A 16,188-nucleotide genomic window follows, 5' to 3' on the forward strand; every position below is an offset into this window, starting at 1 on the left:
GTGGTCCGTCCTGCGGTGGCGCCGATGATGAAGCCGCGGGTCATTTGGTCGCCGGCGGCCCAGAAGGCGTCGCCGGTGCGTTGGAAGCCGAACATGGAGTAGAACACGTAGACCGGGACCAGGGGGACGCCGTGGGTGGCGTAGGAGGTTCCGGCGGCGGTGAAGGCTGCTACGGCGCCGGCTTCGTTGATGCCGGGGTGGATCAGCTGCCCGGCGGGGGATTCCTTGTAGGCCAGGACCAGGTCCCGGTCCACCGACAGGTAGTTCTGCCCCTTGGGGTTGTAGATCTTCGCGGTGGGGAAGAACGCATCCATGCCAAACGTGCGGGCTTCGTCCGGGATGATCGGGGCGATGTGCTTGCCGAAGTTCTTATCCCGCATCAGGTCTTTCAGGAGCCTGACGAACGCCATGGTGGTCGCGGCCATCTGCTTGCCCGAGCCACGCTTGGCCACCTCGTAGGACTTGGCCTCCGGCAGCACGATCTCGGCGTGGGTGTCGCGGCGCTCCGGGACGGATCCGCCCAGGGCCGCCCGGCGCTCCATCATGTACTTGATTTCCGGGGCGTCGTTACCGGGGTGGTAGTACGGCGGCCGGTAGGAATCCTTCTCCAGCTGCTCGTCGGTGACCGGGATCCGCAGGTGGTCGCGGAACTTCTTCAGGTCATCGAGGGTGAGCTTCTTCATTTGGTGGGTCGCGTTGCGGCCCTCGAAGTGCGGGCCGAGGCCGTAGCCCTTGACGGTGTGGGCGAGGATGACGGTGGGTTTGCCCTTGAATTCGGTGGCGGCTTTGTAGGCGGCGTAGACCTTGCGGTAGTCGTGGCCGCCGCGTTTGAGGTTCCAGATCTGGTCGTCGGTGAGGTCCGCGACGAGGTCCTTGGTCTGCGGGGTCTTGCCGAAGAAGTGTTCGCGGACGAACCCGCCTGACTCGGCCTTGTAGGTCTGGTAGTCCCCGTCGACGGTTTCGTTCATGATCTTCACAAGCGACCCGTCGGTGTCGCGGGTGAGCAGGTCATCCCATTCCCGGCCCCAGACGACCTTGATCACGTTCCAGCCCGCGCCGCGGAAGAACGCTTCGAGTTCCTGCATGATCTTGCCGTTGCCGCGGACCGGGCCGTCCAGGCGCTGGAGGTTGCAGTTGATCACGAAGTTCAGGTTGTCCAGGTTCTCGTTCGCTGCGAGCTGGAGCAGGCCCCGGGACTCGGGCTCGTCCATTTCACCGTCGCCCAGGAACGCCCAGACCTGCTGGTCCGAGGTGTCCTTCAGGCCCCGGTTGTGCAGGTAGCGGTTGTTCTGCGCCTGGTAGATCGCGTTCATCGGCCCGATGCCCATGGACACGGTGGGGAATTCCCAGAACTGCGGCATCAGGCGCGGGTGCGGGTAGGAGGAGAGGGCGTGGCCCTCGCGGGACTTTTCCTGCCGGAACCCGTCCAGGTCCTCCTCGGAGAGGCGGCCTTCCATGAACGCCCGGGCGTACATGCCGGGGGAAGCGTGGCCCTGGAAGAAGACCTGGTCCCCGCCGCCGGGGTGGTCCTTGCCGCGGAAGAAGTGGTTGAACCCGACCTCGTACAGGGTCGCGGCCCCGGCATAGGTGGAGATGTGCCCGCCGACCCCGATATCGGGCCGCTGCGCCCGGTGCACCATGACCGCGGCGTTCCACCGCATATACGCCCGGTAGCGGCGCTCGAACTCCTCGTTGCCCGGGAACGCCGCTTCCTGGTCCACCGGGATGGTGTTCACGTAATCGGTGGTGGTCACCATCGGCACCCCCACGCTCTGCGCGCCCGCGCGCTGCAGCAGGCTCCGCATGATGTATTGGGCACGCTCGGTACCCTGTTCCCTGATCAACGCGTCCAGGGACTCAACCCACTCGGCAGTCTCTTCCGGATCACGATCAGGCAGCTGGTTAGTCAACCCGCTGAGGATATGGGAGGTATCTTCTCCTGCAGCCACGTCCAACCTCTCTTTGCGCGCATGAATCGGCGCACTCAGGCCAGGCAGGATGACTGCCCGGCGTACATACGCCGTGTGCGACGTATCGGTTACAACAGCCCGGGCATGTGTGCCGGGCAGCTTCCTAGCGCTCCTATGTCTGCACGGAGTCACAAGGTAGTCGTCCCGCAGGCATAGTTGTCACCAGCCACTCTAGCCCTGACCGGAACACGATGCGTAGCCGCGGCCCGGTGCTGCAGTTGTATTTCGTTCGTCATACTGGTTGTGTGACGAAAAGCCCCTGCGACGGGGATGCCGCGGCCGGATGTGACGCAGAATATGCGCAGTCCAGGGGGCGGCAGCTTGAAGCGCAGGCACAAAGGGTGTTGGCTTGGGAGTAATGGAAATCACTATGCGCACCGCATATATGAGGTATTGGAGGAACACGTGAGCGAGGCCGACGCCGCCACTTCGGTAAATGTGGCGGAAAAATTGGGTTTCAAGAACGGGGATCTGATTCAGGAGTTCGGTTACGACGACGACGTCGATTTCGACTTGCGTGACGATATTGAGGACCTCACCGGTTCCGAAATGCTCGACGAGGACGACCATGAGGTGGCGGACGCCGTCATCCTCTGGTGGCGTGACGGCGACGGGGACCTGGTGGACAGCCTGATGGATTCCCTCACAACGCTCAGCGAAAACGGCGTTGTCTGGGTCCTCACTCCCAAGTCCGGCCGGGACGGCTACGTTTCGCCTGCGGAAATCCAGGAAGCTGCCCCCACCGCCGGCCTGCACGTCACCACCTCCGCCGGAGTCTCAAAGGACTGGAGCGCTGTCCGCCTGGTCAGCAGGAAGAACAAGTGACGGCAGCGGTCCAGCCCGTCGCCGCAGCCATACCCTCGCTGGGCGCCGAAGCTCCCGATTTCGAGCTGGCCAACCAATACGGTGAGCCGGTGAAACTGTCCTCCTTCCGGGGCCGGAACGTTGCTGTGGTCTTCTACCCCTTTGCCTTCTCCGGTATCTGCACCGGCGAGCTATGCGAAATTCGGGACAACCTGGGCATGTTCGAGGATTCGGACACTGTTGTCCTGGGCGTGTCCGTGGACAGCAAGTTCAGCCTCCGCGCCTACGCGGCGCAGGAGGGTTACAGCTTCGATCTCCTGGCCGATTTCTGGCCGCATGGGGCTGTCGCCAGCGCGTACGGTGTGTTCGACGCCGGCAGCGGCATGGCAAAGAGGGCCACGTTCATCATCGACGGCGACGGCAGGATCCGCTACAGCGTGGTGAACCCCCGCGGACAGGCCCGGGACTTCAGCGAATACCGCTCCGCCCTCGCGGACCTTAAGCGGGACTAGGAAGCCATGGCCGGGCAGCGGCGGGGGACAGGCCTTACCGGGTTCGCCAGCATGCCGCCGGTGGCCCCTGCCCCGCCGTCGGGAAATGACCTCGATGTCCTGGCCCGCATCCGCGACCTCCTCGCGGGCGCCCCCTTCGCCCTGCTGACGGGTGCCGGACTGAGCACCGATTCCGGCATACCGGATTACCGCGGCCCGGATTCGCCACCGCGTTCGCCCATGACCTACCAGGAGTTCGTCCGGGACGCAGCCAACCGGCAACGGTACTGGGCCCGGAACCACATCGGCTGGTCCCACATGCGGCACGCGGACCCGAACCAAGGGCACTACTCCGCCGCTGAGCTGGAACGGCGCGGCTACCTCACCGGCCTCATCACCCAGAACGTCGACCGGCTGCACCAGGACGCCGGCAGTTCCAACGTCGTGGACCTCCACGGCAGGTATGACCAGGTGGTCTGCCTGGACTGCGGGCGCACTTACTCCCGGCGCTTGCTGGCTGGTGTTTTCGAGGAACTGAACCCCGGCTTCCTGGAACGGGCAGCGGCGGGCGGCCTGGTGGAAATGGCACCGGACGCTGACGCCACCGTAGAGGACCAGGCCCTGATCAAAAGCTTTGTGGTGGCAGTCTGTCCTGCCTGCGGTGGCACCCTGAAGCCGGACTTCGTCTACTTTGGGGAAAACGTGCCCAAGGACCGGGTGGAGCGCTCCTACGCAATGGTGGACGAGGCCGCAGCCTTGCTGGTGGCCGGCTCGTCGCTGACAGTCATGAGCGGCCTGCGGTTCGTCAGGCACGCTGCCAAGGAATCCAAGCCCGTGGTCATCATCAACCGGGGCGCCACCCGCGGCGATGACAAGGCAACCATCAAGCTTGAAGCCGGGGTCAGCCAGGCGCTGGATTACCTCGCCGCGGAACTACCGCCACTGTAGGCCGTCCCTTTCTTCCACGGATTCGCGTTTCCGGTCCCCGGTCGGGTAGAGTCTATGTTCGTTGGTTACGGCGGAACGGTCGGAAACAGCGCAATTCGGGTCTTTAGCTCAGCTGGTAGAGCGCCACGTTTACACCGTGGATGTCATCGGTTCGATCCCGGTAGGACCCACCAGGGAAACCCCGTTGCCCCGCCTGATGGCGGAGGCGGCGGGGTTTTTTGTTGATCCCTCCTGCCGGGCGTGATTGTCAGTGCCTTGCCGTAGCTTGCAGGCATGGAACACGTCATAGTGCATACGGACAGCGAAGGGATGCCCACTGCGGTGCTGAGCCGGGGGAGGGAATGGGCAGTCGGCGCCGAGCCGACGAGGTGGTTCGAGCGGATCAACTGGTGGGAAACCACCCGAAGGATGCCAAAAGGCGCCGGCGGCGTCGACGTCGAAGTCCTGCAGGTCCAGGTGAGGCTGGGGCACAATGACAGGTCGGCACTTACCACCATGTATCTCCAGCGGGACGGGCTGGGCGGCGGTTGGAGATTAAGGGAGCCGGTGGCGGGGGCAGCCTAGGAGGCGGGCTACGTCCCCCGGGCATTGGAAAACCCTCCACCGCGACTATTGGGGGATGCCGCGGTGGAGGGCCTGCGATGAATATACCGTGAACTTCCGGAAACAAAAAGTCACGCCTCGTCATATTTCCGGAGGTCCCCGGCTGCCGGGCCGTGCTTACTGCCGGACGGGGATAAATACCCGTGGCTGTTCGGTCCAGGTATCGGCCATCTGGGACATCGTGCGCCGCATGATCCGGTCCGACGCATCACGTGCTGATGCGGCGTCACCCCGGGCGATCGCCTCCGCCACATCCTCATGCCATTGCAAGGCAGCCTGGTGCGGGTGGTCGGGCATCAGGCCGTGCACCGTACGGCCTGTCAGGGTTTCTGCCACCTGGCCCATGAGGTTGGCGAACATCTCGTTACCGGAGCCCGAGAGCAGCAGTGAATGGAAGCGGATGTCCAGCTCCAGAAACCGCGCCACCTCGCCGTTGTTGCCGGCTTCGCGCATGGCACGGGCAACGTCCACGAGTTCCATCCGCAGGGCCGCCGGAGCATTCTGCGCTGCCAACTCGGCAGCGGCAGGCTCCACGGCCGCGCGCAGCTCAGCCAGTGAGCGCAGCTGGGCGCCGCGTGCATCGCTGGCCAGGCGCCACCGGATGACCTGCGGATCGAAGGGATTCCAGTGGCTGGCCGGCATCACCCGGATCCCCACCCGCTTGGTGGTCTCCACCAGGCCCAGGGACTGCAGGACCCGCACCGCTTCCCGGATCACGGACCGGGACACCTTCAGTTCATCCTCCAGCTGCTCCGCGAGCATGACATGGCCTGCGGGGAGTTTCCCCGTGACGATCCGGGTGCCCAGGTTCTCGATGGCACGGTGGTGGAGGCTGCTGGTCATGCTGTAAGCCTAGTTGTTGGCAACCATGTGGCCGGCAGCGTACCGGACGGGCGCCGACATAATCGGTCCCAGTTCGCGGCCGCCACTTTCGCGCCACTCCGAGAATATATATGCTTTATTCCGACCCCCTGATCTGCCCCGGTGACTTCCGCCTGCGGAAGCCGGCAGCCGAGGCGAACAATGAATTGGAGTTATTGATGTCTGCACACATCGGTGTCACCGGCCTCGCCGTCATGGGCGCCAACCTCGCACGCAACCTGGCACGCAACGGATTCACCGTTGCCCTGCACAACAGGTCCGTGGAGAAGACGGATGCGCTGCTGGAAAAACACGGCTCGGAAGGTGACTTCATCCGGACCGAAACCCTGCAGGAACTGGTCGATTCCCTGGAGAAGCCGCGCCGGGTACTCATCATGGTCAAGGCCGGCAAGCCGGTCGATTCGGTAATCGAGCAGCTGGAGCCGCTGCTGGAGCCGGGCGACATCATCATTGACGCCGGCAACTCCCACTACGAGGACACCCGCCGCCGGGAAGCGGCCCTGGCCAAGAAGGACCTGCACTTCGTGGGCGTCGGCGTGTCCGGCGGCGAGGAGGGTGCCCTGAACGGCCCCTCCATCATGCCCGGCGGTTCCAAGGAGTCCTACAAGGCCCTGGGCCCGCTGCTGGAAAAAATCTCCGCAAAGGTCGACGGCGAGCCCTGCTGTGCCTGGATCGGCACCGACGGTGCGGGCCACTTCGTCAAGATGGTCCACAACGGCATCGAATACGCCGACATGCAGGTCATCGGCGAGGCCTTCGACCTGCTCCGCTCCGGTGCAGGCATCGAGCCGGCCGAGCAGGCAAAGATCTTCTCCGAGTGGAACAAGGGTGATCTTTCGTCGTTCCTGATCGAGATCTCCGCCGAGGTCCTGGGCCACGTTGACGCCAAGACCGGCAAGCCGTTCGTCGACGTCGTCGTTGACGCTGCCGGCCAGAAGGGCACTGGCCGCTGGACGGTCATCTCTGCCCTGGAACTGGGTTCACCGGTCTCGGGCATCGCCGAGTCCGTTTTTGCCCGCGCACTCTCCTCCCAGGCCGCACAGCGCAAGCTGGGCCAGGAACTGCTGGCCGGCAACGAAGCCACCGTGGAGGTCCCCGAGACGTTTGTCGAGGACGTCCGCCAGGCGCTCTACGCCTCCAAGCTGGTCTCCTATGCCCAGGGACTGGACATGCTCACCTCCGCAGCCAAGGAATACGGCTGGGACCTGAAGCTTGACGAAATCGCGTCCCTGTGGCGGGCAGGCTGCATCATCCGCGCCGAGCTCCTCAAGGACATCACCAAGGCCTACGCCGCCGACGAAAAGCCGGCCAACCTGCTTTTCGCCCCGGCGTTCACCAAGGCCATCGCAGACGCCCTGCCCGCCTGGCGCCGCGTTGTTGCCACCGCCGTACAGCTCGGCATCCCGGTACCGGTGTTCTCGTCCTCGCTGGCGTACTACGACGGACTGCGCCGCAAGCGCGTGGCCGCCGCCCTGATCCAGGGCCAGCGCGACCTGTTCGGCGCCCACACGTACGGCCGCGTCGACACCGAAGGGACGTTCCACACCCTCTGGGGCGAGGACAAGTCCGAGGTTGCAGCGGTGGACACGCACTAGTCAGCACCATTTCCAGCCTGGCGGCCGGCGCGACCAGATACTCTGGGGGCGCCGGCCGCTGGTGTTTCCGGCCGGACCGTCCGTCGATCCGCGCTGCCTGCCCGTCCCGTCGCCCCGTCCCAAGGAGTCCCACCCATGAGCCAGCCCGTCGTTTTTGTCACCGGCGCGTCCACGGGAATCGGCTTTGAAGCCGCAAGGAAGCTCGCTGCCCACGGTTTCACGGTCTATGCCGGCGCCCGCCGGGTGGAGAAAATGGAGCCGCTCAGGGCTGACGGCGTCCGGATCCTGCCGCTGGACGTGACAGACGAGGAGTCAATGGGTGCGGCCGTGGGGGAAGTTCTCGCAGCCCACGGCAGGATCGACATCCTGGTCAACAACGCCGGGTACGGGTCCTACGGGTCGCTGGAGGAAGTGGAGTTGGCTGAAGGCCGGCGGCAGTTCGAGGTCAACCTTTTCGGGCTGGCCCGGATGACGCAGCTCGTGCTGCCGGCCATGCGTGCCGCCGGGAGGGGCCGGATCATCAATATTTCATCGATCGGCGGAAAGATGTACGAGCCGCTGGGTGCCTGGTACCACGCCACGAAGTTCGCTGTGGAGGGCCTTAGCGATTCGCTCCGGGTGGAGCTCAAGCCACACGGAATCGACGTATCCATTATCGAACCGGGCGGTACCCAGTCCGAATGGGGCACCATCTCCGCCGAAGGCCTGCTGGCCAATTCGGGCTCGGGACCATATGCAGCGCAGGCCAAGGTCGTGGCAGCCGCGCTGGCCTCCACCGACGGTTCGGCAATGTCCTCGCATCCGGAAGTTATCGCGGAGGCGATTGTCCATGCAGCCACGTCGCCGCGGCCCAGGACCCGGTATCCGGTGGGCAAGGGCGCGCGGGCCATCCTGCTGCTGCGCCGGCTGCTCCGGGACCGTGCCTTCGATACCGTTCTGTGGGCCATCTACAGGCGTTTCCCCGGTTAGCAACGCACCAGGCCCCGCCCGAATTGCGTCCGCTAGATCCGGTACTCGATGTCGTATTCGGCCGGGTCAACGGCGGGCTTGGTTTCCCGCTGCGCATCCCGGTGCCGCCATTTGGCGGGAACTCCGGTGATGATCGACTCCGGCGGCGCGTCCTTGACCACCACCGCGTTGGCGCCCACGGCGCTGTCCCGTCCAATGGTGATTGGCCCCAGGATCTTGGCACCGGCGCCGATGGTCACGCGGTCGCCGATGGTGGGATGCCGCTTGATCCGGGCCAGGGAACGTCCGCCCAGGGTCACACCGTGGTAGATCATCACGTCCTCGCCGATCTCTGCCGTCTCGCCGATCACCACACCCATGCCATGGTCAATGAAGAAGCGGCGGCCGATCGTGGCACCCGGATGGATCTCGATACCGGTCCAGGACCGGCCCAGCTGGGACAGCAGGCGCGCCGGGAAGCGAAGCGACGGGTTCTGCCACATGCGGTGCGTCAGCCGGTGGATCCAGATGGCATGGAGGCCGGAATAGGCGAAAAAGTTCTCAAAAGAACCTCGAGCCGCCGGGTCGTGGGACCGGGCGGCGTCGAGGTCTTCCTTCAGTCTTGCGAAAAAGCCCACAAAGTTCTTTCTACAGGAAACGGGCGGACAGCGGACTGATCAGCCGCGGATGTCGTCATAGAGCACGGTGGAGATGTAACGCTCACCGAAGTCGCACACTACGGCAACAATCAGCTTGCCTGCGTTTTCCGGCCGCTTGGCCAGCTCCAGGGCGGCCCAGACAATCGCGCCCGAGGAGATGCCGCCGAGGATGCCTTCCTTGATGCCCAATTCGCGGGCTACCCGGACCGAATCCTCAAGGGTGGCGTCGATGACCTCGTCGTAGATGTTGGTGTCGAGCAGTTCGGGGATGAAGTTGGCGCCCAGGCCCTGGATCTTGTGCGGGCCGGGAGCGCCGCCGTTCAGGATGGGGGAGTCCTTGGGTTCCACAGCCACGATCTGGACGCCGGGCTTGCGCTCCTTCAGGACCTGTCCGACGCCGGTGATGGTTCCACCGGTGCCGATGCCCGCCACGAAGATGTCTACCGCGCCGTCAGTGTCGGCCCAGACTTCCTCGGCGGTGGTCCTGCGGTGCACCTCGGGGTTGGCCTCGTTGGCGAACTGCTGTGCCCAGATGGAGTTCTCGGTGTTGGCCACGATTTCCTGGGCCTTTTCCACGGCGCCGCGCATGCCCTCTGAACCGGGGGTCAGCACAATTTCGGCGCCGAATGCGCGCAGCATGACCCGGCGCTCCGTGGACATGGTCTCCGGCATGGTGAGGATGACCTTGTACCCGCGGGCAGCACCCACCATGGCCAGGGCGATGCCCGTGTTGCCGGAAGTGCCTTCGACGATGGTGCCGCCGGGCTTCAGGGCACCGGACTTTTCCGCGGCGTCGATGATGGCCACACCGATGCGGTCCTTGACGCTGTTGGCGGGGTTGTAGAACTCCAGCTTCACGGCAACGGTGGCGTCCAGTCCCTCGCTGAGCCGGTTCAACCGAACCAGCGGGGTCCCGCCGACCAGCTGCGTTACATCGTCATAGATCCGTGCCATGTACATACGCCTATCTCTAAGGGGTGGATACTGAGGTCAGCCTAACGAGGCCGCGTAACGGTGGGCTAAGCGTTAAGCCATGCAGAGTAATATTTCCGGGCCTTGGCCAGCTTAGGGTTGATGATCACCTGGCAGTACCCCTGCTCCGGGTGCTTGGCGTAGTAATTCTGGTGGAATTCCTCCGCCACATGGAACCGCGGGAGCCGGCTGACCTCGGTGACGATGGGGTGCGCCCATAATGCCTGGTTGCGGTCGATCGCCTCTTCGAAGAGGATCTTCTCCTCTGTGGTCTCGTAGAACATCGAGGAGCGGTACTGGGTGCCGACGTCGTATCCCTGGCGGTTCAGCGTGGTGGGATCATGCAGGGCGAAGAACATGTCCAGGACCACCTCCGCGGGGATGATGTCCTCATCGAAGGTCACGGCCACAACTTCGGCGTGGCCGGTGGTTCCACTGCAGACCGAGTAGTAATCCGGCTGCGGATCGTGGCCGCCGGTGTAGCCGGACACCACTGAGGTGACGCCCTTGGTCCTCTGGTAGACGGCGTCCAGGCACCAGAAGCACCCTCCGCCCAAAACAAAAGTTTTCATGACCTCTTCAATGGTTGACGGTGCCGGAAGATTCCCCGGCACCCCGGCCCAGTGCCGCAAACTGCGGCGGCGCGGGGCCAATGGGGTAAAACTAAGACTATGGAACCTGTGGACACCGACGTTAGCGGCCAGGCAGATCACGACGGCGACGCCTCTTCCGGCACGCCGGCCGCGGCCGGTTCCGCGGACGCCCCCACATTGGCCGAACTGCTGCTTGCGGTTGAGGAGCTGTGGCCTGAATCCCTGGCGGAGAACTGGGACGAGGTGGGGCTCGTGGCGGGCCATCCCTCGGCACCGGTCACGAAGGTGATGTTCGCGGTCGATCCCACCCTGGAAGTCATTGAGGAAGCGGTTGAGTGGGGAGCGGAGCTGCTCATCACCCACCACCCGCTGCTGCTGAAGGGCGTCACGTCCGTGGCAGCCACGTCGGCAAAGGGCAGGGCGGTCCACCGGCTTATCGAGTCGGGGACGGCACTGCTGACCGTGCACACCAACGGCGACTCCGCCGTAGGAGGTGTCTCCGATGTCCTGGCCGACGCCCTGGGACTCCAGGATGTCGCCCCCCTGACCGTGGCGGCCAACGGGCTGCCGGAGGAGGGCATTGGGCGGGTGGGGGACCTTGCGGATGCCATGAGCCTTGGCGACTTTGCCGCACGGGTGTTCGGGATCCTGCCGTCGGTTGCCGGGGGAGTGCGGGTGTCCGGCGACAAGGACGGGCTGGTGCGGCGCATCGCGGTCTGCGGTGGTGCGGGGGATTCGCTGTTCAACGAGGTGCGTGCCAGCAACGCCGACGTCTACGTCACCGCTGACCTCCGCCACCACCCGGCGTCGGAGGCGCGGGAGGCCGCCGCCAACGGACGGCCGTACCTGGTGGACGTGTCGCACTTTGCGAGCGAATGGCTCTGGCTGCCAGCCGCGGCCGCGGCCCTGGGCAACGTCCTGGCCGACCAGGGCCATGACGTGGAGATCCTGGTCAGCACCACCAACAGCGATCCGTGGGACTTCATCCTCACTCCCGGCTAGAGTCTAGGAAGCGCCGGTTCGGTGCCCGGCCAAGGCCGGAAGAATCCAGCGGAGGTAAACGTGGCCAAGGCAGCACCGGCGGAACAGTTGAAGTTGCTCGAACTGCAGGGCCTTGACGCCAGGTTGAAAGGCCTCACCAACCGCCGCCGCACGCTCGAAAACGATCCCCGCATCAAGGACCTCGAGGCCGCCCTGTCCGTCGCCAACGGTGAACTGGGCGCGGCCAAGGTGGCCGTGCACGACGCCGAGGCTGCGCTGAAGCGGGCCGAGGCCGACGTCGAACAGGTTGCCTCCCGGATCCAGCGTGACGAAGCGCGGCTCAACAGCGGCACCGGCCTGTCCAAGGACCTGGTGGCACTGCAAAAGGACATTGCGTCGCTGAACAAGCGGCGCTCCGACCTTGAAGACGTGGAACTGGAAGTCATGGAGCGGCTGGACTCGCTGCGGGAACGGCAGGCGGCCCAGCAGCAGATTGTCGACGACATCCAGGGGTCCTTTGGAACCATCAGGGCCGAGCTCGATGCGGCCCTGGCGGACGTGGAAACAGAAGCGGCAGGGCTTCGTACCCAACGGGGCGTTTTTGCCCAAGGCCTGGACGCAGGCCTGCTGGCAATTTACGAAAAAACGCTCGCGAAGCGCGGGGTGGGCGCCGCGCGGCTCTTCCACGGCACCTCGGAAGCCTCGGGCATGAAGCTCAGCCCGGGCGACCTCGCCGAGATCAAGGCAGCCGCTGCCGACGACATCGTGTTCTGCCCGGACTCCGGCGCCATCCTGGTCCGTTCGGACGAGTGGTCCTGACCGGACTGCAAGGCAACCGGCCGGACGGTCAGCCCGGCAGGATGATGTTCAAGGCGTGCGGTTTGCGTGCGGTGCCGGGCACCAGCTCCGCCTCCCACTTTTCGCGGGCAGCCTTCAGAAGGTCCGACGGCGCCCCGGGGGCCTTTCCACGGCGCACCAGCAGGTGCCGCGCCAGTTCGCCGCGGGTGTGCTTGGCGAAGTGGCTCACCACCTTCCGGACTCCTCCACTTTCGGTGAAGACGTTGACCGTGACGGTCTGCTGCGCCGGCGGAGCCCACGCTGCCGCATAGGTGCTGGACCGGCAGTCCACCAGCAAGTGCCCCTGCGCTGCGGCGCTGAGGGTATCCCCAAGCTGTTCCTTCCAAAACGGAGCCAGCCGCCCGACGTCGGGCAGGGAAGTGCCCATTGACAACCGGTAGGCGGGAACGCTGTCGCCAAAGCGGAGGGCTCCCCACAACGCCGAGATCACCAGGACGGACTCATCGGCCTTGCGGCGCTGCACCGGCGTCAGGCTCCGGTACCCCAGGGCGTCGTACAGGACACCCGAGTAGATGCTGTGGGCAGGGGCCGCCGGCTCGGCGTGCAGCCGGGTATTGCGCTCGACGTCGTCCCGCAGCGATGCCCCTACGCCCAGCAGGGCGAGGGCGTCCTGGTGGGCGCTGACCGTACCAAGCGCCTCGAGGACCTTCGCGCGGTACGGGTTGAGCTCCGGGAAGCCCAGGGCGGTCCAGTCGACGGCGGGACCGCGGAGCGCCGGCGTCTTGCCTTCGGAAGGGGGAAGCAGAATCAGCACCGTCCGATCCTACCGGCGACAAAAGCGGCCGGTGGCGCCGGTAGACTGGGAGCCGGATGGGACAGCCAGACGGCCGCGCGCCACGCAAGTGGCTCGAGGAACGTCCGGGCTCCGCAGGGCAGGGTGGTGGGTAACACCCACTCGGGGTAACCCGCAGGCCAGTGCCACAGAAAACAGACCGCCTGCATTTCCGGCCCCGGCCAGGGAGGGCAGGTAAGGGTGAAACGGTGGTGTAAGAGACCACCAGCTTCCCGGGTGACCGGGAAGGCTAGGTAAACCCCACCCGGAGCAAGGCCAGACAGGACACGTTCGAGGGCTGCCCGCCCGAGTGTCCGGGTAGGCCGCTGGAGGGTGCCGGCAACGGTACTCGTAGATGGATGGCCGTCGCTCCCTCGCCGGCAACGGCAGGGGAGAACAGAACCCGGCGTATCGGCTGTCCCATCCATAAACCGCGTTTGACCACGCGCGATGCGTCGGGGATCCTGAACCGTGCCCGCAATTCCTGAAACCCGTACCGCACCCGCAGCGGGCGTTCCCGGCATCCGTTCACAAGGCCTGGCGCTCGCCGGATTCCTGGCCCTTTCGGCGCTGGCCTGGCTGCTCTCCTCGGTCCCGATCATCCTCAACTCCGGCGGCTGGTACGCAGGCTCCGTGAAAGCGCCGTGGATGCCGCCGTCGTGGATGTTCCGAGGCACGTGGATGCTGCTGTATGCGGGCGTGGCCACCGCGGCGTGGCTGGTCTGGCGCAAAGGCCGCCTTGCCGGCGGCACCCGCTCCTGGTACGTAGCCCAGTTGCTGCTCAACGCCGCCTGGCCCGTGACCTTCTTCGCCCTGTACCCAGCGCTCGGAGCCGTGGCCCTGTGGGCGGCCTTTGCAGTCATCTGTGCCCTGGCCGCAACCCTCGCGTTCCTGATCCTGAGGTTCGGCCCGGTGGACGCCACCGCCGGCTGCCTGGTGCTGCCGTACTTCTCGTGGCTGGTTTACTGCGCCAGCCTGAACCTGTACTCCGCCATCCACAACTGAGGCGCCCGTCACGGTATCCTTCCGGCGCCGTCCCGCCATGTGAGTGATTTCACGCAGCGCGGGCGTGTTCCCTGGACCGCGCCAAATTAGAATGGATCCCGGACGCAGGAGTTCTACCGCCGAAAATTGCGTCCGCAACCGGCGGTTTTTCTTTGCACGCGATCCAGGTGCCTGGGGGCCATCCCTGCAGGTGCCGGTGCCCCTGGACATCATCAGGTGGCCTACATCCGTGTACGAAGACGTACACGGCTGAACCGAGGAAGGTATTTCTGTGAGCCAGACGTCTGATTCTTGTCTTGATACGTGGATGGGCCGGGAGGCCCTCGCCGAGGCCATGATCCCCGTGATCGGCAGGCTGTACCGCGAAAACAACGTGGTGACCAGCATCCACGGCCGGAGCCTGATCAACAAGTCCACCATGAACATCCTCAAGGCGCACCGCTTTGCGCGCCGGATGAGCAAGGACGAACTGCTCCTGGAGGACACGGCGCCCCTGCTGAACACGCTGGCCGGACTCGAGCTCGGTGCCGCCGCGATCGACATCGCCCGGCTGAACCAAAAATTCAAGGAAGAGGGCAACGGCGCCACCCTTGAGGAATTCCTCCGCGCAGAACTCGCCGAGATTGTGGGCAAGCGGGGCGGCGATGACCGCACCAGCACCGACGTCGTCCTCTACGGCTTTGGCCGGATCGGCCGTCTCCTTGCACGCCTCCTCATCGAAAAGGCAGGCGGTGGCCACGGCCTGCGCCTGCGCGCCATCGTGGTGCGGCGCGGCTCCGACAACGACCTCTCCAAGCGCGCCAGCCTGCTGCGCCGCGACTCCGTCCACGGCTCCTTCGAAGGCACCATCCGCGTGGATGAAGCCGCCAACACCATCACGGCCAACGGCGTCCAGATCCAGGTCATCTACTCGAACGACCCCGCCACGATCGACTACACCGCCTACGGGATCAGCAACGCCCTGGTAGTGGACAACACCGGCCGCTGGCGCGACGCCGAGGGCCTGTCCCAGCACCTGCAAAGCAAGGGCGTGGCCCGCGTCCTGCTGACCGCACCGGGCAAGGGTGAACTGAAGAACATCGTCCACGGCATCAACCACAGCGACATCACGGACTCGGACAAGATCGTATCCGCGGCATCCTGCACCACCAATGCCATCACCCCGGTCCTGAAGGCCATCAACGACAAGTTCGGCGTGGTGCACGGCCACGTCGAAACCGTCCACTCCTTCACCAACGACCAGAACCTGATCGACAACTTCCACAAGGGCGACCGCCGCGGCCGTTCGGCAGCGCTGAACATGGTGATCACCGAAACCGGTGCCGCCAAGGCCGTGGCCAAGGCCCTGCCCGAACTCCTGGGCAAGCTCACCGGCAGCTCCATCCGCGTCCCCACCCCGGACGTTTCGCTGGCCATCCTGAACCTCACCCTTGAGAACGGCACCACCAAGGACGAGGTCAACAACTACCTCCGCGAAATGTCGCTGCACTCGGACCTGCGCAAGCAGATCGACTACATCGATTCACCCGAGGTCGTCTCCACCGACTTCGTGGGCTCCCGCCGTGCCGGCATCGTGGACGGCCTGGCCACCGTTTCCACGGACAAGAACCTGGTCCTCTACGTCTGGTACGACAACGAGTTCGGCTACAGCTGCCAGGTGGTCCGCGTCATGGAAGAGATGGCAGGCGTGAACCCGCCGTCCTTCCCCGCCAAGGAAAGCGCTGCCGCCCTGGCAGCCATCGCAGTCTAGTAACGCTCAGGTCTTTCCCGGCTGGTTCACTGGAATCAGCCGGGAAAGCGGACCACACTGGTGGCATGGACAACGAATCGACACTTCAGCACGAAACCACCCTCGAGCACGCACTCGACGTGGCCAAGGCCAACCATAAGGAAGCCTTGCGCCTGCTGGAACGCGCCAGGGACGCCCATAAGACCGGGGACGTCAGCGATGACCGGGTGCGCCAGCTCGAGAGCCTGCTGGCCGTGGCGGAAGAAGACCTTCGGCGCGTCACCAGGGAACAGTAACCCGGGGCAGCCCCGGGCGCTGTGACCCATCACTCTTCCCCAACAGTGTGGATATCAGTGGCCGGGCGCGCCCTTTGTCCTA

Annotated in this window: 17 protein-coding genes, 1 tRNA gene and 1 other RNA gene; 13 read left to right on the forward strand and 6 right to left on the reverse strand. The window is 65.2% G+C overall.

What is annotated here, in order from left to right:
* The coding region (gene aceE / locus J2T23_RS00005; RefSeq protein WP_307356144.1) for a pyruvate dehydrogenase (acetyl-transferring), homodimeric type at window positions 1-1,949 on the reverse strand (1,949 nt) is incomplete at its 3' end.
* A 426-nt stretch (window positions 1,950-2,375) separates the two neighbouring features.
* On the opposite strand from aceE, the gene J2T23_RS00010 reads away from it, so the two are divergent.
* The 5 genes from J2T23_RS00010 to J2T23_RS00030 all read left to right on the forward strand — a co-directional run bounded on the left by J2T23_RS00010 (window position 2,376) and on the right by J2T23_RS00030 (window position 4,777).
* Window positions 2,376-2,795 carry a DUF3052 domain-containing protein gene (locus tag J2T23_RS00010; RefSeq protein ID WP_141160169.1) on the forward strand — a complete coding sequence of 140 codons (420 nt, stop codon included), beginning with the start codon at window positions 2,376-2,378 and terminating at the stop codon, window positions 2,793-2,795.
* Window positions 2,792-3,286, forward strand: a complete 495-nt coding sequence (locus tag J2T23_RS00015; RefSeq protein ID WP_141160170.1) for a peroxiredoxin — start codon at window positions 2,792-2,794, stop codon at window positions 3,284-3,286. Before J2T23_RS00010 ends, J2T23_RS00015 begins: the two co-directional genes overlap by 4 nt.
* A gap of 6 nt (window positions 3,287-3,292) precedes the next feature.
* Window positions 3,293-4,213: an NAD-dependent protein deacetylase gene (locus J2T23_RS00020; protein WP_141160171.1), complete on the forward strand. Its 921-nt coding sequence runs from the start codon at window positions 3,293-3,295 to the stop codon at window positions 4,211-4,213.
* A 97-nt stretch (window positions 4,214-4,310) separates the two neighbouring features.
* Window positions 4,311-4,386 (forward strand) — tRNA-Val (locus J2T23_RS00025).
* Between the two features lie 100 nt (window positions 4,387-4,486).
* The gene (locus J2T23_RS00030) at window positions 4,487-4,777 is read left to right on the forward strand and encodes a hypothetical protein (RefSeq protein ID WP_141160172.1); all 291 of its coding nucleotides are present in this window, start codon (window positions 4,487-4,489) and stop codon (window positions 4,775-4,777) included.
* Between the two features lie 156 nt (window positions 4,778-4,933).
* Here J2T23_RS00030 and J2T23_RS00035 read toward each other — a convergent pair whose 3' ends face one another.
* Complete coding sequence (locus tag J2T23_RS00035) at window positions 4,934-5,659, reverse strand: FadR/GntR family transcriptional regulator (RefSeq protein ID WP_307356151.1); 726 nt, start codon at window positions 5,657-5,659, stop codon at window positions 4,934-4,936.
* A gap of 197 nt (window positions 5,660-5,856) precedes the next feature.
* On the opposite strand from J2T23_RS00035, the gene gnd reads away from it, so the two are divergent.
* Together gnd and J2T23_RS00045 are read left to right on the forward strand one after the other, a co-directional pair.
* Window positions 5,857-7,293: an NADP-dependent phosphogluconate dehydrogenase gene (gnd, locus tag J2T23_RS00040; RefSeq protein WP_307356153.1), complete on the forward strand. Its 1,437-nt coding sequence runs from the start codon at window positions 5,857-5,859 to the stop codon at window positions 7,291-7,293.
* Window positions 7,294-7,428: 135 nt separating this feature from the next.
* The gene (locus J2T23_RS00045) at window positions 7,429-8,262 is read left to right on the forward strand and encodes an oxidoreductase (RefSeq protein ID WP_307356155.1); all 834 of its coding nucleotides are present in this window, start codon (window positions 7,429-7,431) and stop codon (window positions 8,260-8,262) included.
* A gap of 32 nt (window positions 8,263-8,294) precedes the next feature.
* On the opposite strand, the gene epsC is transcribed toward J2T23_RS00045, so the two are convergent.
* The 3 genes from epsC to msrA all read right to left on the reverse strand — a co-directional run bounded on the left by epsC (window position 8,295) and on the right by msrA (window position 10,444).
* Window positions 8,295-8,879 carry a serine O-acetyltransferase EpsC gene (gene epsC / locus J2T23_RS00050; RefSeq protein ID WP_141160176.1) on the reverse strand — a complete coding sequence of 195 codons (585 nt, stop codon included), beginning with the start codon at window positions 8,877-8,879 and terminating at the stop codon, window positions 8,295-8,297.
* A 39-nt stretch (window positions 8,880-8,918) separates the two neighbouring features.
* Entirely contained in the window at window positions 8,919-9,854 is a 936-nt protein-coding gene (gene cysK / locus J2T23_RS00055; protein WP_141160177.1) for a cysteine synthase A, read from the reverse strand.
* Between the two features lie 65 nt (window positions 9,855-9,919).
* Window positions 9,920-10,444, reverse strand: a complete 525-nt coding sequence (gene msrA / locus J2T23_RS00060) for a peptide-methionine (S)-S-oxide reductase MsrA (protein WP_141160178.1) — start codon at window positions 10,442-10,444, stop codon at window positions 9,920-9,922.
* A gap of 99 nt (window positions 10,445-10,543) precedes the next feature.
* Between msrA and J2T23_RS00065 the strand changes: the two genes are divergently transcribed.
* Entirely contained in the window at window positions 10,544-11,467 is a 924-nt protein-coding gene (locus J2T23_RS00065; RefSeq protein ID WP_307356159.1) for a Nif3-like dinuclear metal center hexameric protein, read from the forward strand.
* A 60-nt stretch (window positions 11,468-11,527) separates the two neighbouring features.
* Window positions 11,528-12,265 carry a zinc ribbon domain-containing protein gene (locus J2T23_RS00070; protein WP_307356161.1) on the forward strand — a complete coding sequence of 246 codons (738 nt, stop codon included), beginning with the start codon at window positions 11,528-11,530 and terminating at the stop codon, window positions 12,263-12,265.
* Between the two features lie 28 nt (window positions 12,266-12,293).
* Here J2T23_RS00070 and J2T23_RS00075 read toward each other — a convergent pair whose 3' ends face one another.
* Window positions 12,294-13,058 (reverse strand): YaaA family protein, encoded by a 765-nt coding sequence (locus tag J2T23_RS00075; RefSeq protein ID WP_141160180.1) that lies wholly within the window; start codon window positions 13,056-13,058, stop codon window positions 12,294-12,296.
* A gap of 57 nt (window positions 13,059-13,115) precedes the next feature.
* Here J2T23_RS00075 and rnpB point away from each other — a divergent pair.
* From rnpB to J2T23_RS00095, 4 genes are all read left to right on the forward strand, one after another.
* An RNA gene (rnpB, locus tag J2T23_RS00080) (RNase P RNA component class A) lies at window positions 13,116-13,503 on the forward strand.
* Window positions 13,504-13,547: 44 nt separating this feature from the next.
* Window positions 13,548-14,081, forward strand: a complete 534-nt coding sequence (locus J2T23_RS00085; RefSeq protein WP_307356164.1) for a TspO/MBR family protein — start codon at window positions 13,548-13,550, stop codon at window positions 14,079-14,081.
* A gap of 271 nt (window positions 14,082-14,352) precedes the next feature.
* On the forward strand, window positions 14,353-15,831 hold the full coding sequence (locus tag J2T23_RS00090) for a glyceraldehyde-3-phosphate dehydrogenase (protein ID WP_141181745.1): 1,479 nt from the start codon (window positions 14,353-14,355) through the stop codon (window positions 15,829-15,831).
* A 65-nt stretch (window positions 15,832-15,896) separates the two neighbouring features.
* Complete coding sequence (locus J2T23_RS00095) at window positions 15,897-16,106, forward strand: hypothetical protein (RefSeq protein ID WP_141160190.1); 210 nt, start codon at window positions 15,897-15,899, stop codon at window positions 16,104-16,106.
* The last annotated feature ends 82 nt before the right edge of the window (window positions 16,107-16,188 follow it).

This window comes from Pseudarthrobacter niigatensis (genome assembly GCF_030812615.1).
Classification (GTDB): domain Bacteria; phylum Actinomycetota; class Actinomycetes; order Actinomycetales; family Micrococcaceae; genus Arthrobacter; species Arthrobacter niigatensis.